The sequence below is a fragment of the Marinobacter shunpengi genome, assembly GCF_045449715.1.
GTDB lineage: Bacteria > Pseudomonadota > Gammaproteobacteria > Pseudomonadales > Oleiphilaceae > Marinobacter.
The window spans coordinates 139,140-153,911 of record NZ_JBJJLA010000010.1 but is presented as its reverse complement, the minus strand read 5'-3'; the positions used below and the strand labels follow the sequence as shown (position 1 = coordinate 153,911).

The window sequence follows — 14,772 nt, the reverse complement described above, 5'->3', positions numbered from 1 at the left end:
CAGTCAGGTCCCCCGCACTGGCGGGGGATTTGTCGTTCAGGATTGCATTTATTGATTGAAAAACAGAATGCGGAGTTTTAGAAATGTCCAAGATGAAAACCAAGAGTGGAGCCACCAAGCGGTTCAAGAAAACCGCCAAGGGCTTCAAGCATAAGCAGTCCTTCACCAGTCATATCCTGACCAAGAAGAGCCCGAAGCGTAAGCGTCAACTGCGTGGCACCAAGATGATCGCCAAGTCAGATATCGCTTCCATCAAGCGTATGATCGCTAGCTAACCAACCGGACTCTAGAGAAGGAATCAGTTTATGGCACGTGTAAAGCGTGGCGTGGTAGCACGCCGTCGTCACAAGAAGATCATGAAGCAGGCCAAGGGTTACTACGGTGCCCGTAGCCGTGTTTTTCGGGTAGCCAAACAGGCGGTCATCAAGGCGCATCAGTACGCCTACCGTGACCGTCGTAACCGCAAGCGTGCGTTCCGCGCCCTGTGGATCTCCCGGATCAACGCCGGCGCCCGCGCCAATGGCCTGTCCTACAGCCGGCTGATCGCCGGTCTGAAGAAGGCTGAAGTAGAAATCGATCGCAAGGTTCTGGCCGATCTGGCCATGAACGAGCAGCAGGCATTTACTGCTGTCGTGGAGAAGGCAAAAGCGGCGCTCTGATCGCCGGGCTCTTTCGACGAGTTTCGATCGATGGGTGACCGTTTCGGCGGTCACTCCCTGACAGGGGAAGGGCGCGCTCTTCCCCTGTTCTTGTTTGGGGCGACTGAAAATGGCCAGTCCCGAACAGTACATTAGTCCGAATAATTGAGGGAGCTTCCGAAAAGCGTCATCGGTCAGGACCCGCCGGTTGGCCTTTCCGGAAACTCCCTGTGGTTTGGAGCAGGCATCAATGGAAAACCTGGAGCAACTTGTTCAGGACGGGCTTACGGCTGTCAAGAACGCGGAAAGTTTGCAGGCGCTGGATCAGATCCGGGTGGAATACCTGGGCAAGAAGGGCGTGATCACCCAGCAGGCGAAAACCCTGGGCAAACTCAGCGCCGAAGAGCGCCCCGCCGCCGGCCAGAAGATCAACGAGGCCAAGGGTCAGGTGGAAGAGGCCATCAACGCCCGTCGCGCCAGCCTTGAGGAAGCCGCCATCGCCGACCGGCTGGCCCGGGAGTCCATCGACGTGACCCTGCCGGGACGCGGCCAGGACCTGGGCGGCCTGCATCCGGTGACCCGCACCCTCCAGCGGATCGAGCAGTTCTTCGGTAATGCCGGCTACACCGTCGAGCAGGGGCCGGAGATCGAAGATGATTACCACAACTTCGAGGCCCTCAATATTCCGGGACACCATCCCGCCAGGGCCATGCACGACACCTTCTATTTCAATCCGGGCACACTGCTGCGAACCCATACCTCACCGGTACAGATCCGCACCATGGAGGCCGGCAAGCCGCCGTTCCGCATGATCTGCCCGGGCCGGGTCTACCGCTGTGACTCCGACATGACCCATACCCCCATGTTCCACCAGGTGGAGGGGTTGCTGGTGGAGAAGAATGTCAGCTTCGCCGACCTGAAGAGCACCATCGAGGAGTTCCTGCGGGTGTATTTCGAGCGGGACCTGAAAGTGCGTTTCCGTCCGTCCTATTTCCCGTTCACCGAGCCCTCCGCTGAGGTGGATATCGAGTGGGGTCGTGAGGAAGACGGCAGCATCAAGTGGCTGGAAATCATGGGCTGCGGCATGGTTCATCCCAAGGTGTTTGAACACTGTGGCATCGATGCCGAGGAGTACCGGGGCTTTGCCTTCGGCCTGGGCGTGGAGCGTCTGGCCATGCTGCGTTACGGGGTGAACGACCTGCGCATGTTCTTCGACAACGACCTGCGTTTCCTGCGTCAGTTCCGTTAATCACACCAGGAGTTGTTCAGAGGCTCCCCCAGACAACATCGCATCAGGACAAGGCATTTACCATGAAATTTAGCGAAAAGTGGCTGCGTGAGTGGGTTAATCCGGCCATTGGCACCCAGGAACTGATGGACCAGATCACCATGGCGGGTCTGGAAGTGGATGGTTTCGAGTCGGTCGCCGGGGCGTTTACCGGTGTCGTCGTGGGTGAGGTCAGGTCCGTGGCGCCACACCCGGATGCCGACAAGCTAAGAGTGTGTGAGGTCAGCAGCGGCGACGAGACGGTTCAGGTGGTTTGTGGTGCCCCCAACGTGCGGGAAGGCCTGAAAGTGCCGTTTGCTGTGGTGGGTGCGGTGTTGCCCGGCGATTTCAGGATCAAGGCGGCCAAGCTCCGTGGTCAGCCGTCGAATGGCATGCTGTGTGCTGAATCAGAGCTGGGCCTGTCCGACGACAGTGCCGGCCTGATGGAGCTACCTGCCGATGCGACGACCGGCCAGGACCTGCGTGAGTACCTGGGGCTGGACGATATCACCATTGATGTGGACCTGACCCCGAACCGGGCGGACTGCCTGTCCCTGCGTGGCCTCGCCCGGGAGGTGGGTGTCCTGACCGGCGAGCCGGTGCGGGAACCGGAATTGGCGCCGGTACCGGCCAGTCATGACGAAAAACCGGCCATTTCCGTTGATGCTCCGGCGGCGTGCCCCCGTTACCTGGGCCGGATCGTGCGGAATGTGGACCTGTCCGTCGATACCCCCCTGTGGATGGTGGAGAAGCTGCGCCGCAGTGGTATCCGTTCCATTGATCCGGCGGTGGACATCACCAACTACGTGATGCTGGAACTGGGTCAGCCCCTGCACGCCTTCGACCGCGCCGAGATCGAGGGCGGCATCGTGGTGCGCATGGCAAGGCAGGATGAGGAACTGGTGCTGCTCGATGGCCAGACCGTGAAGCTGACCCCGGACACGCTGGTCATTGCCGATCACGCCAAGCCCCTGGCCATTGGCGGTGTCATGGGCGGTGAGCACTCGGGGGTTACCGAAAAGACCCGTGACCTGCTGCTGGAAGCGGCCTGGTTCGAGCCGATTGCCATGGCCGGCAAGGCCCGGGAGTACGGCCTGCACACCGACGCCTCCCACCGCTTTGAGCGGGGTGTCGACTATGAACTGGCCCGCGCCGCCATGGAGCGGGCGACGGCACTGTTGCTGGAGATTACCGGCGGTGAGGCCGGTGAAATTGTAGAGGTGGCCAGTGACGAGCATCTGCCCAAACCTGGCCAGGTAACCCTGCGTTCCGACCGCCTGAACGCTGTACTGGGCATGAGCATTGATGTGGCCCGGGTGGAGGACATTCTCACGCGTCTGGGGTTGGCGATCATCGACCAGACCGGCGACCGCTGGACCGTCAGAGTGCCCAGCTACCGGCCCGATATCGGCATCGAGGAAGACCTGATCGAGGAAGTGGGGCGGGTCTACGGCTACAACAACCTGCCGGTGACCGAGCCGGTGGGCTCGCTGGCCATGCGCCCGGCGAAGGAGGCTGTGCGTCCGGTGTCCGCCGTTCGCAACTTCTTCGTTGCCTGCGGGTACCAGGAAGCCATTACCTACAGCTTCGTGGACCCGAAGGTCCAGGAAATCCTGGATCCGGAGCGGGAGGGTATCGCCCTGGCCAACCCCATTTCCGCTGACCTGGCGGTGATGCGAACCACCCTCTGGAGTGGTCTGGTCAAGACCCTGGAATACAACCAGAAGCGTCAGCAGCCCCGGATTCGCCTGTTCGAGACCGGCCTTCGGTTCGTGAAGGACGGTGATGGAATCGATCAGCGGCCCATGCTGGCCGGTATAGTTACCGGCGGGCAACTGCCTGAAAACTGGGCCAATGGCCGCCGCGCCGCTGATTTCTTCGATGTGAAGGGCGAGCTGGAAGCCCTGTTCGACCTGCTGGGTGTGGAGGTCCGCTTCGCCGCTGGCCAGCACCCGGCGCTGCATCCGGGGCAGACCGCAGAGCTGTTCCTGGGCGATCAGCCGGTGGGCTGGCTGGGGGGCATGCATCCCCAGGTGCAGAAAAAACTGGATCTGGATGGCACGATCCTTATGTTTGAGCTATTCTTGGATTCAATCGTTTCCGGATATGTGCCTAATTTCAAAGAATTTTCAAAATACCCTGAAGTTCGTCGGGATTTGGCTATTATTATCGGAAATGAGATTGCGTTTGCAGACGTTGACCGGGTTGTTCGCAACAATGCAGGTAACCGTCTCAACGGATTGCGTGCGTTTGATGTCTATGAAGGCGAAAAACTGGGCGAGGGCAAGCGAAGCCTGGCGCTCAGCCTGTTCTGGCAGCATCCCGAGCGCACACTCAATGACGACGAAGTGCATGAGTTCTTCGACAGGGTGGTGAAAGCCCTGCAGGAAGAGCTGGGGGCGACACTGAGGAGCTAGAAATGGCGGCTTTGACAAAAGCGGAAATGGCGGAGAGGCTTTACGAGGAACTTGGCCTGAACAAGCGGGAAGCCAAGGAAATGGTGGAGGCCTTTTTCGATGAGATCAGAGACGCACTCAGCCATAATGAGCAGGTGAAACTGTCGGGGTTTGGCAATTTCGACCTGCGTGACAAGAAACAGCGACCGGGACGGAACCCGAAAACCGGGGAAGAGATTCCTATCAGCGCGCGCCGCGTGGTGACTTTCCGGCCGGGACAGAAGTTGAAACAGAAAGTAGAAACCTATGCTGGAAGCCAGTAATAACAACGAACTCCCGGCCATCCCCGGCAAACGTTACTTCACCATCGGTGAGGTAGCGGACCTTTGTCAGGTCAAGGCCCATGTGTTGCGGTACTGGGAGCAGGAGTTTCCCCAGTTGTCACCGGTCAAGCGCCGGGGCAATCGCCGTTACTACCAGCGCGCGGATGTTATCACCATACGCCAGATCCGCAGCCTGCTATATGATCAGGGGTACACCATTGGTGGCGCCAAGCAGAAGCTGAGCAGCCATGAGATCAAGGAAGACACCAGTCAGTACAGGCAACTGATCCGGCAGACGATCACTGAGCTTGAGGATGTGCTGGATGTGCTCAATTCACCGGTCAGATAGCGGTGATGATCACGTCATTGTCTGCGACAGTAAAACCGGCCTCCAAGGCCGGTTTTTTGTGTCTGTCCGGGTGAAGCGGGCGTGCCAGAGCCGTTGAATGCCTGGTCAGTCTTGGCTAGATTGATGAACAGGAATCTTCCGTGGAGGTATCGGTCATGACATCGGACACACCCTTCCATCGCGCTTTCGAGAACCGCATGCAGGCACTGGGTTTGCCGGTGGCGGCGGAGCCCTTTGAGCATTTCTCCCGGGCCGTCTCCAACGCCTCCCAGATGGCGGCGGTGGTGGGCCTGTTGGAGGAGCGGTCCACGGTGACGGAGCTGGTCAGGCGTACCCTGGGCCTTGAAAAGCTGATGGTGGCCGCAGACTTCAATGCCCGCGCCTACACCGCGGGCGTTATCAGCAGTATCGCCCTGGCGTCCGGCCAGGTCCGGGATGGCCGGGCGCCCATGGGGGACCTGTTCCGGTTTACTTTCCAGCACAGGCTCCAGTTTCCCGGCTGGCAACTGGTGTTCATGATGAACCCGGCCCTGACCGACCCCACCTCCGACAACTCCCACGCCTTTGGCAACCGTGCCCGTCAGGTGGCCTGATGGGACGCCTGTCGGGAAGTGTTACTGCTACTGTGAAAGGATAACCCGTGGCTGATCCCCTGCCTTTCTCCCAGGCCTGTGAGAACAACCGGCAACCCATCCTGGAGCAACTGGGCCAGGCGCTCACTGAACCGGCAACGGTGCTGGAGATTGGCACGGGTACCGGTCAGCATGCCGAGTACATCGCCAGCCGGTTACCACATCTGCACTGGCTGCCCACCGATCACCCCGACAACCTGTGGATGTGTCGGCTGCGGCTGGAGCAGGCGGACCTGGCTAATGTGGACGATCCGAGGTCGCTGGATGTCAGCGACCGGCCCTGGCAGCTACCGCCCTTTGACCATGCCTTCACCGCCAACACCACCCATATCATGGCCTGGGAAGAAGTCTGCCGGATGTTCGAGGGTGTGGCGGAGCGCCTGCCCGTTGGTGGCACCTTCTGTCTGTATGGCCCGTTCAACTACCATGGCACTTTTACCAGCGACAGTAACCGCGATTTCGATCGCCACCTCCGTGCCCGGGCCGGGCATATGGGCTTGCGGGATATGGACGATGTCACCGCACTGGCCTCGGAACTGGATCTGGAGTTGAAACGGGATGCGGCGATGCCCGCCAACAACCGGTTTCTGGTGTTTGAGAAAGTGGAGTGACCAGCATGGTCGAAACCGGATACCCACCCGGTGTGAATGACTGTTTGTGCTGTCGATAAATTTCCCTGATGCCCATCTCATCCCTGGAGGGTTGGAAAGATAATGTTGACCTGGTTAATACTGGCCATGGGCCTGGTTTTGCTGATTGTTGGTGCGGAACTCCTGGTGCGGGGTGCCGCCCGGCTGGCGGCCAGTTTTGGCGTACCTGCGCTGGTGATCGGGTTGACGGTGGTGGCCTTTGGAACCAGCGCGCCGGAACTGGCCGTCAGCGTGAAATCCGCCTGGTCCGGTGAAACAGAGCTGGCCATCGCCAATGTGGTGGGCAGCAACATCTTCAATGTCCTGTTTATCCTGGGGCTGGCGGCCCTGGTGTCACCGCTGGTGGTGTCCCGTCAGCTGATCCGGCAGGACGTACCCATCATGATCCTGGTGTCGGCGATCGCTGCGGCCATGGCCTGGAATGGCATGTTGTCGCTCTGGGAAGCCGGGCTGCTGGTTGCCGGATTGATCGTGTATACGGTTTTCCTGTTTATCCAGGGGCGTAAAGGCGGTGTGGAGGCCGACGATAATGCGCTCACTCCCTCGGTGCCGGTCTGGCGGAATCTGCTGCTGGTTGCGACCGGACTTGCCCTGTTGGTGTTGGGGGCGCGGTGGCTGGTCGAGAGCGCGGTCAGCATCGCCTCGTCGCTTGGCGTGAGTGAAGCAGTTATCGGCGTGACCATTGTCGCGGCGGGCACATCCCTGCCGGAGGTCATGACGTCCGTGATGGCCACATTGAGGGGGCAGCGGGATATCGCCATCGGTAATGTGGTGGGCAGCAACGTCTTCAATGTGCTGTGCGTACTGGGCCTGTCTGGTCTGGTATCGCCGGAGCCGCTGGTGGCGGGCAGCCAGTTGGCGGGGCTGGATATTCCAGTCATGGTTGGGGTGGCGGTGCTTTGCCTGCCCCTGTTCTTCACCGGTGCCACCCTGTCCCGGTTCGAGGGTGCGCTTTTCCTGGGGCTCTATGTCAGCTACGTATGGTACACGGTAGCCCTGACCCTGGGGGCGTCCTATCTACCGATGATGGAAGCAGGCCTGGCCTATGGGCTGATACCGTTGGTGGTGATTGTGGTGGCGGGACTGTTGGTGAGGGATTTGGTGCAGCGCCGGACGGCCTCCTGACAATCAGCCTCTTGATGTCATCAGCCCAGCCCCGTCCGGCCTGGTGGGCAGGCCGGTGGTGACTGGGCTGATGCGGGACGGTTCAGGATCCGTGGGGGTTATTCCCCGCGGCGATACGGATCCTGGTTGTAGGCCTTAACTTCGGCCCGTGCCACGACGTTGTGGTGGACTTCGTCGGGACCGTCCGCCAGACGCAGGGTGCGCTGCTTAGTGTACATGTCGGGCAACGCAGACCACTGGCTGACACCGGTGGCGCCATGGATCTGGATAGCCTCGTCGATGATCTTGCAGACCTTCTCCGGCACCATGGCCTTTGCCATGGAAACCCAGATGCGGGCTTCCTTGTTACCGAGCACGTCCATGGCCTTGGCGGCCTTGAGGACCATCATGCGCATGGCCTCGATTTCGATGCGGGCCCGGGAGACGGTTTCCATGTTCTTGCCCAGGTCCAGGATCGGGCGACCGAAGGCTTCCCGGCTCTGACCACGCTCGATCATCAGGTCCAGGGCCTTTTCGGCGGCGCCGATGGAGCGCATGCAGTGATGGATTCGACCTGGCCCAAGGCGGAGCTGGGAGATCTCGAAGCCACGGCCTTCACCCCAGAGGATGTTCTCCTTGGGCACGCGGACATTGTCCAGCGTGATGTGCATATGGCCGTGGGGGGCATCGTCGTGGCCAAAGACGTTCATCGGACCCACGACGGTCAGCCCCGGTGCATCCATTGGGACCAGGATCTGTGACTGCTGACGGAAGGCTTCCGCCTCCGGGCTGGTCTTGACCATGCAGATCATGATCTTGCAACGGGGGTCGCCGGCACCGGAGATGTAGTATTTCTCGCCGTTGATGACCCACTCGTCGCCATCGAGCACCGCGCTGGTTTCGATGTTGCGGGCATCGGAGGAAGCTACCTGGGGTTCGGTCATGCCGAAGCAGGAGCGAATCTCACCGTTCAGCAGTGGCTTGAGCCACTTTTCTTTCTGCTCCGGGGTGCCCACGCGCTCGAGCACCTCCATGTTGCCGGTATCCGGGGCGGAGCAGTTAAGGGTCTCGGAAGCCAGGGGGTTCTTGCCCAGTTCCACAGCCAGGTAGGCGTAGTCCAGATTGGACAGACCCTCACCGGTTTCGGCATTGGGCAGGAAGAAGTTCCACAGGCCCGCTTCCTTGGCCTTCTGCTTGGCACCTTCCAGCAGTTCCAACTGACCGGGGGCGTAGCTGAACCGGTCGGCGCGACCTGCTCCAAGGCGCTCGAACTCCTCCAGTATCGGGTCGACATTATCACGGATATGCTTCTTGACGGCGTCCAGCAGGGGGCGGGACTTTTCCGACATGGTCAGGTCATTCATTTCCGGGGGCGTTGTTGTACTATCCACCGTTTGTTTCTCCTTGGTTGCGGGTCATGGGGACCCGGTTGTCGTTGTCTTTGAGGGCCGGTCGATGCCGGCCGTTCTATTCAGCAGAATCCTGGCAAAGGCGCTGCAGTGTCTTGCGGTCAAGCTTGCCGGTGCCACCCCGGGGCAGGGGCTCATCGTGGAACCAGAGTTTTTCCGGCAGTTTGAAGGCGGCGAGCTTCCTTGCCAGCACCGTCAGGATGTCGTCCTGATCAGCCGTGGCGCCTTCGCGCAGATAGATCGCCGCCCCGACGATTTCCCCCAGTCGTTGGTCCGGCACCGGAAAGACACAGGCTTCCGCCACGGCGGGGTGTTCGTGCAGGGCGCCTTCCACCTCAAGGCAGGATATGTTTTCGCCGCCCCGGATGATAATGCTTTTCTTGCGGTCGACGATGTAGATCAGGCCGGTCTCGTCCATGCGGGCGAGGTCACCGGTATACAGCCATCCATCGCGCAGGGTTGAGGCTGTCTCTTCCGGCAGGTTCAGGTAGCCGCGCATGTTGGCGGGGCTGCGAACCGTGAGTTCTCCCACCTCACCGGTGGCTACTTCCCGGCCGCTGGCATCGACGATCCGCATCTCCTGCAACGGTGGTGTCACTCGCCCGGCGGCCTCCGGATTAGCTACATAGTCGGGGCCGCTGATGAGGATGCCCAGGGAATTGGTCTCTGTCATCCCCCAGCCGGAAGCGGGACTGGCGGCGGGAAAACGCTGACTGATTTCGCCCACCTGGGAGGCGGGACGTTTAGCGCCGCCGGCGCCGACGGTTTCCAGTGAGTCTAGTCTGGCGCCGGACTTTTCCGCCGCCGCGATCAGATCCGCCGACTGGGTCGGGACCCCCACGAAGCGGGTGATCCCTTCCTGTTGGATGAGGTTTACGGCCTCATCCGCATTCCACTTGTACATCAGAACCAGCTTGGCCCCCAGCGCCATTCCCTGCAGGAACATGGAGTGAAGCGCGGTGACATGGAACAGGGGCGTGACAACCAGCGAGGCCGGCGTCGTCGACAGCGTGGCGGCGCCGTCGGGGTCCATCAGGGCGGCCACTTCCTTGCCCATCACCCAGGAATGGACGGATGAGATGGCGCCGCGGTGGGTTAGCAGCACCCCTTTGGGGCGTCCGGACGAGCCGGAAGAGTACATGACCGCAAAGTCGTCGTCCGGGGCAATGGCGGTCGTGGGCCAGGACGTGTCTGTAGAGCGGGCCAGCAGGCCGGTGTAGTCAAGGGGGCCGTCGGCATCGTGGACTGCCACCTGGGTGACATCGAGGCGGCTCACATGGGATTCAAGGGCCTGGTAGCGGGCCCGGTCGGAGAACACGATGCTGACGCCACTGTCCTCAAGGGCGAAGGCCAGTTCATCCCCGGACCACCAGGCGTTCAGCGGCACCATGACGGCCCCGGTTGAGGCGATGGCCATGATCAGAACCGCCATTTCCGGGTAGTTGCGCGTGGCGATGGCAACACGATCCCCGGGTTGCACACCGAGCTCTCCGGTCAGGGCATGGGCCATGCGGTTCACGTCATCGGCAAACGCCCGGTACGACCACCGGCTGTCGCCGTATACCAGAAATTCCCGCTCCGCAAAGGAATCCACAGCCGTCCGGAGCAGTGCCCCCAGGTGATCCGGGGCATTGGCAAAGACTGTGTAGGGAACTCCCCGGATGACTGCCTCGGTTACCTGAAACCGGGGATCTGTGGCGACCACATGGGCAATGGCTTCATCGCGGGTCATGGGGCTGCTGGTTGACGTTGACCGGATATTGGCAGGGGGCATGGGGTTCACCGATACAGGGGGCATTGTTGTAAGACTGACATCTGTCAGCTAACGCTAAAGCGCCAATGCGGCGCTGTCAATTATAAATCGAGCGCGTGCTCTATTTAATGTCTGGAAGGTGGTATATCTGTTGACGTTCCATGGCCGATCTTCTAGCCTGACAAACGTCAGGAAACCACCGAAATTGACATGTGACCGGTTTGCAGTCCTTCTGTAACGGTCGCTGAACATAACAACAATAGGCTCCACGGAGACCGCATCATGACCAAGATAAAGACCTCCCGCTCCCTCATTTCACTGACTGCCGCCGTGGCACTGGGTGTCTCTGCCGGTGTTGCCCAGGCAGAAGACTACGACTTGCCACGACTGCTGGTGATTGGTACCCCCGGCACATCCAGCGGTAGTTTTGCCTCTACCAACGGCTGGGCGCCGGTGCTTCAGGATCAGACCGGAACTGTTGCGCGCATTGTGCCTGAAGACAGCGAAACCCAGCGCTACAAGCGTCTGACCGATCGTCAGGATATCACCATGAGTTCGGTGTCGTCGGCGGAAATGCGCTTCCAGATTGAGGGTATTGGTGCCTATGCCGGTACCAAGCCGGTCGCCCAGCGTGTGGTCTGGCACCACAATGATACGCCCTGGGGCTTTGTGGTCGCCGGGGATTCCGATATCCAGACCATGGAAGACCTCAAGAAAGGTGGCGTGCGTGTCGCCCAGGGGGCGTTTTCGCCGCCCATGACCACGGCGGTCAAGGAGGCTCTCCCCGCCTATCTCGGGCTTTCCGATGAAGAGACCGATGAGCTGCTTGAGTTTGTGCCGGCCAGCAGCTATGTGGAGAACTGTCGGTCGGTGGTGGAAGGCAAGGCCGATGTCGCCTATTGCGCCAGCATCAGCTCGGTGCTGTCTGAAATGGAAGGTGCCCCCGGCGGCATCCGTTGGCTGAACATGGACCAGGACAACAAGGAAGCCTGGAGTGGTTACCTTGAGCACCGTCCGATGATCGTGCCCACCGAAATCAGCATGGGCGTCTCCAGCGCCAAGGGCGTGGATGGCCTGGCGTCCAACTTCCTTTATGCCGTCCCGGCGGATGCCGAAGAGGAATTCGTCTACAACATGGCGAAATGGTTCCACCAGGGGTTCCCCGACTACAAGGGCACACATGCCCTGGCAACGCGCATGGATGTGAAGGTCTTCCGTGACTACCTGGATCGCTCGCCGCTTCCGGTCCACGAGGGCACCGTGCGTTACCTGAAGGAGATTGACGTCTGGACGGAAGAGGACGAGGCCAGAAACAACGAGGCCATCGCCAAGATGGACAAGTGGATCGAAGCCCGCAAAGCGGCCCTGGCGGAAGCCCGGGACAAGCGCGTGACGCCGGACTATAACGACGAGGAGTTCATGGCCATCTTCGAGAAGCACACCGAGGGCCTGGAAGGTTTCCGCTCACGGCTGTGATCGTATGGTGCCGGTCACCTGGCTGAGAATACCAGCCTGGTGACCTGTGTTCGGGTTTTTACGTTTGTTCCTACTTATCCGGCGGATGCGCTATGACTGATACCACCTCTCCCCCTGATGAAAGCGCCGTGGCGGGTTCCGAAGTAACCCGCCTGGGTGATCTCTACTCATGGCAAAGCATAGTTTTTGTCATACTGAGTATTTGCGGCCTGCTGTCTGGCCTGGCCTATATCTTCGGCTTCACCTGGGACGGCCAGCGGCTGCTTGAGGGTGAATACTACTGGGCCTTTATCGGCTTCTTTGCGGCGGCGGCGTTTATTGCGCTGCCAGGCCGGGCAGGGCAGAAGAAGGTGCCCTTCTACGATGTTATTGCCGCGGTGGTGATTATCGCCATCAGCTTCTATTTTGCCTCCAATGCCTGGGATATGGTGCAGGCCGGCTGGAGCAACCTCTACCTGGGGGTGGTGGTATGGCTGATGATGATGGAGTTGGCCCGACGCAGCGGTGGTATCCCGTTCCTGCTGGTGGTGGTCCTGCTGGGGATGTATCCCCTGGTGGCGGACTACTTCCCCGGCCTGCTGATGGGCATTCCCTATGACTTCGAGTACATGATCGAGGCCCACGTGTTCCGGGCCGAAGGCATGATGGGCATTACCACCAAGATCGTGGCGGAGATCATCCTGGGTTTCCTGGTGTTTGCCGGCGTGCTGCTGGCCACGGGGGCCGGTGGTTTCTTCATCGACCTGGCCAATGCCAGCTTTGGTCGCTATCGCGGTGGTCCGGCCAAGGTGGCGGTGGTCGCCAGTGGCTTCATGGGTAGCCTGTCGGGCTCCGTGTTCTCCAACATCGCCGGTACCGGGTCGATCACCATCCCAACCATGAAGAAGGTGGGGTACCCGGCTCACTACGCGGGCGCGATCGAAGCCTGTGCCTCCATGGGCGGCGCAGTGATGCCGCCGGTAATGGGGGCGATTGCCTTCGTCATGGCCATCACCATTGGGGTGGACTACGCCACCATCATGATCGCGGCGATTCTGCCGTCACTGCTATTCTATTTCGGTCTGCTCCTGCAGGTGGATGCCTACGCCGCGCGCACCGGGCTCAAGGGCATGCCGAAGGATCAGCTTCCCTCTGTTCGCAGGGTTCTCCTCAAGGGCTGGCCGTTCCTGTCGGTAATGGTCTTCCTGATCTGGGGGCTGCTGTACATGCGCTGGGAATACTACACGCCCTGGTACGCCTGCCTACTGATGATCGGTCTGTCGTTCCTGCAGCGGGACACCCGCATGACACCCCGGAAGTTCTACGATGCCATCCGGCAGATCGGGGTGCTGATCACCCAGACAGCGGCGATTATCCTGCCGATTGCCTTTGTGGTGAGTGCGTTGACCATTACCGGTGTTACCGGTTCGGTAACCTCGGGGCTGGTCAGTCTTGGGGGCGGCAACCTGTACCTGATCATCTTCTTCGGGGTCGTGGCCTGCTTCATCATGGGCATGGCAGGGCTGGCCATCGTGGCGTACATCTTCCTGGCGGTTACCCTGGCGCCGGCCATCACCCAGATTGGCGGGCTGGATACCATCGCCGTGCACTTCTTCATCGTGTACTACGCCATGCTGTCGGCGATCACTCCCCCGGTGGGGGCCGCTGCCTTCCTGGCTGGCACGATTGCCGGGGCCAAACCCATGAGGACGTGCTTTACCGCCATGCGGCTGGGTGTGGTGATCTATTTCATCCCGCTGTTCTTCCTGTTCCAGCCTGCGCTGGTATTGCAGGGAGATCTGACTCCGCTGCTGTATGTACTGCCATCCATCGTGGTGGGCATCATGCTGATTTCCGGTGGTTTCGAGGGGTATCTGCTGGGCGTTGGCCGGGTACCGTCCATGGTGAGGCTGCCTCTGCTGGCGGTGGGCTTCGCCTTCAGTTTCCCCGGCTTCTGGACGACCATGATCAGCGGTGCCCTGGCGGTATTGCTGGTGGGCTACATCTGGCGGTATAACAAGGCGCAGCCGGCCATGGCCTGACGAGGTGGGTGCCGGCGCCAGTTCTTCAGGCGCCGGCACTCGCTCATTCGCTGTCTGTGGTGGGCTGAGCCGCTCCCGTGGATGGATGGCTGGTCAGGCTTTCGATCATCGCCACAATGGCGGTGGCAACGGTGTCCGCCACCAGGTCGCTGTCCAGATCCGTGTGCAGCCAGTCCCTGAGGGGGCCAAAGCCACCCAGGAAGATAACCAGGTTGGCAACCACCTGGGCCCTCGGATCATCGTCCGGCAATTCCGTCAGGTGCCGTATTTGACCGGCCAGTTCCCCAATCACCCTTGCATCCCGTTCACGCATGGCCTTGCGGTCAGGTTTTGTCAGGTGAGGAACGGTTCTGTAGGCCAGCAGGGTGCCTTTGCGCTTCTTGGCCCAGACCTCCTTCAGGTAGATGGCAACATTCTCCTTGAGGGGTCTGTCCGGATGCTCTTCCAGCAGGTCGTACAGGTTCGGGGCTCCGGAGCGGAACCACATCTTGTTCAGAAGTCGGCGCAGGATGTCGTTCTTGTTGGCGATATAGTCATAGATACTGGCCTGGTTGACGCCGGAGCGCGCGCAGATATCGCGGATGGTGGTGGAGGCAAACCCCTTCTGCAGAAACAGCTCCAGCGCGGCTTCGCAGATCTGGTCCCGGCGCTGTTCAACCAGGGTGGTGTTCTGGATGCCGGTCATGCTTGCTTCGGCAAGTTCCGGGGAGGTTGATTCGGTCGGGGTGTTGTTATTCTGCATAGTGGCATCAAT

The 14,772-nt window shown here is 60.6% G+C and carries 14 protein-coding genes; 11 read left to right on the top strand and 3 right to left on the bottom strand.

Annotated features, from left to right (window positions below):
- Nucleotides 1-83: 83 nt before the first annotated feature.
- From rpmI to ACJO3T_RS05250, 9 genes are all read left to right on the top strand, one after another.
- The gene (gene rpmI, locus ACJO3T_RS05290; protein WP_406962077.1) at nucleotides 84-275 is read left to right on the top strand and encodes a 50S ribosomal protein L35; all 192 of its coding nucleotides are present in this window, start codon (nucleotides 84-86) and stop codon (nucleotides 273-275) included.
- Between the two features lie 30 nt (nucleotides 276-305).
- Nucleotides 306-659: a 50S ribosomal protein L20 gene (gene rplT, locus ACJO3T_RS05285; protein WP_328188913.1), complete on the top strand. Its 354-nt coding sequence runs from the start codon at nucleotides 306-308 to the stop codon at nucleotides 657-659.
- Between the two features lie 229 nt (nucleotides 660-888).
- Entirely contained in the window at nucleotides 889-1,887 is a 999-nt protein-coding gene (pheS, locus tag ACJO3T_RS05280) for a phenylalanine--tRNA ligase subunit alpha (protein WP_406977982.1), read from the top strand.
- 62 nt (nucleotides 1,888-1,949) lie between these two features.
- Nucleotides 1,950-4,322: a phenylalanine--tRNA ligase subunit beta gene (gene pheT, locus ACJO3T_RS05275; protein WP_406977981.1), complete on the top strand. Its 2,373-nt coding sequence runs from the start codon at nucleotides 1,950-1,952 to the stop codon at nucleotides 4,320-4,322.
- 2 nt (nucleotides 4,323-4,324) lie between these two features.
- Nucleotides 4,325-4,624, top strand: coding sequence for an integration host factor subunit alpha (gene ihfA, locus ACJO3T_RS05270; protein WP_328188909.1), 300 nt, complete (start codon nucleotides 4,325-4,327; stop codon nucleotides 4,622-4,624).
- Nucleotides 4,608-4,973, top strand: coding sequence for a MerR family transcriptional regulator (locus ACJO3T_RS05265; RefSeq protein WP_406962084.1), 366 nt, complete (start codon nucleotides 4,608-4,610; stop codon nucleotides 4,971-4,973). Before ihfA ends, ACJO3T_RS05265 begins: the two co-directional genes overlap by 17 nt.
- Nucleotides 4,974-5,128: 155 nt before the next feature.
- Entirely contained in the window at nucleotides 5,129-5,566 is a 438-nt protein-coding gene (locus ACJO3T_RS05260) for a hypothetical protein (protein WP_406977980.1), read from the top strand.
- Nucleotides 5,567-5,613: 47 nt separating this feature from the next.
- On the top strand, nucleotides 5,614-6,216 hold the full coding sequence (locus ACJO3T_RS05255) for a DUF938 domain-containing protein (protein WP_406962088.1): 603 nt from the start codon (nucleotides 5,614-5,616) through the stop codon (nucleotides 6,214-6,216).
- 102 nt (nucleotides 6,217-6,318) lie between these two features.
- Nucleotides 6,319-7,380 carry a calcium/sodium antiporter gene (locus ACJO3T_RS05250; RefSeq protein WP_406962090.1) on the top strand — a complete coding sequence of 354 codons (1,062 nt, stop codon included), beginning with the start codon at nucleotides 6,319-6,321 and terminating at the stop codon, nucleotides 7,378-7,380.
- A 98-nt stretch (nucleotides 7,381-7,478) separates the two neighbouring features.
- Here the strand turns inward: ACJO3T_RS05250 and ACJO3T_RS05245 are convergent, their stop codons facing one another.
- Entirely contained in the window at nucleotides 7,479-8,723 is a 1,245-nt protein-coding gene (locus tag ACJO3T_RS05245; RefSeq protein ID WP_406962377.1) for an acyl-CoA dehydrogenase family protein, read from the bottom strand.
- 103 nt (nucleotides 8,724-8,826) lie between these two features.
- Nucleotides 8,827-10,542, bottom strand: a complete 1,716-nt coding sequence (locus ACJO3T_RS05240) for a class I adenylate-forming enzyme family protein (protein ID WP_406977979.1) — start codon at nucleotides 10,540-10,542, stop codon at nucleotides 8,827-8,829.
- A 261-nt stretch (nucleotides 10,543-10,803) separates the two neighbouring features.
- On the opposite strand from ACJO3T_RS05240, the gene ACJO3T_RS05235 reads away from it, so the two are divergent.
- Both ACJO3T_RS05235 and ACJO3T_RS05230 read left to right on the top strand, forming a co-directional pair.
- A complete protein-coding gene (locus ACJO3T_RS05235; RefSeq protein ID WP_406962093.1) occupies nucleotides 10,804-11,997 on the top strand; it encodes a TAXI family TRAP transporter solute-binding subunit in 1,194 nt (397 codons plus the stop codon).
- Nucleotides 11,998-12,089: 92 nt separating this feature from the next.
- Nucleotides 12,090-14,018 carry a TRAP transporter permease gene (locus tag ACJO3T_RS05230; RefSeq protein ID WP_406962095.1) on the top strand — a complete coding sequence of 643 codons (1,929 nt, stop codon included), beginning with the start codon at nucleotides 12,090-12,092 and terminating at the stop codon, nucleotides 14,016-14,018.
- Nucleotides 14,019-14,061: 43 nt separating this feature from the next.
- Here the strand turns inward: ACJO3T_RS05230 and ACJO3T_RS05225 are convergent, their stop codons facing one another.
- On the bottom strand, nucleotides 14,062-14,760 hold the full coding sequence (locus tag ACJO3T_RS05225) for a TetR/AcrR family transcriptional regulator (protein ID WP_406962097.1): 699 nt from the start codon (nucleotides 14,758-14,760) through the stop codon (nucleotides 14,062-14,064).
- Nucleotides 14,761-14,772: the final 12 nt, after the last annotated feature.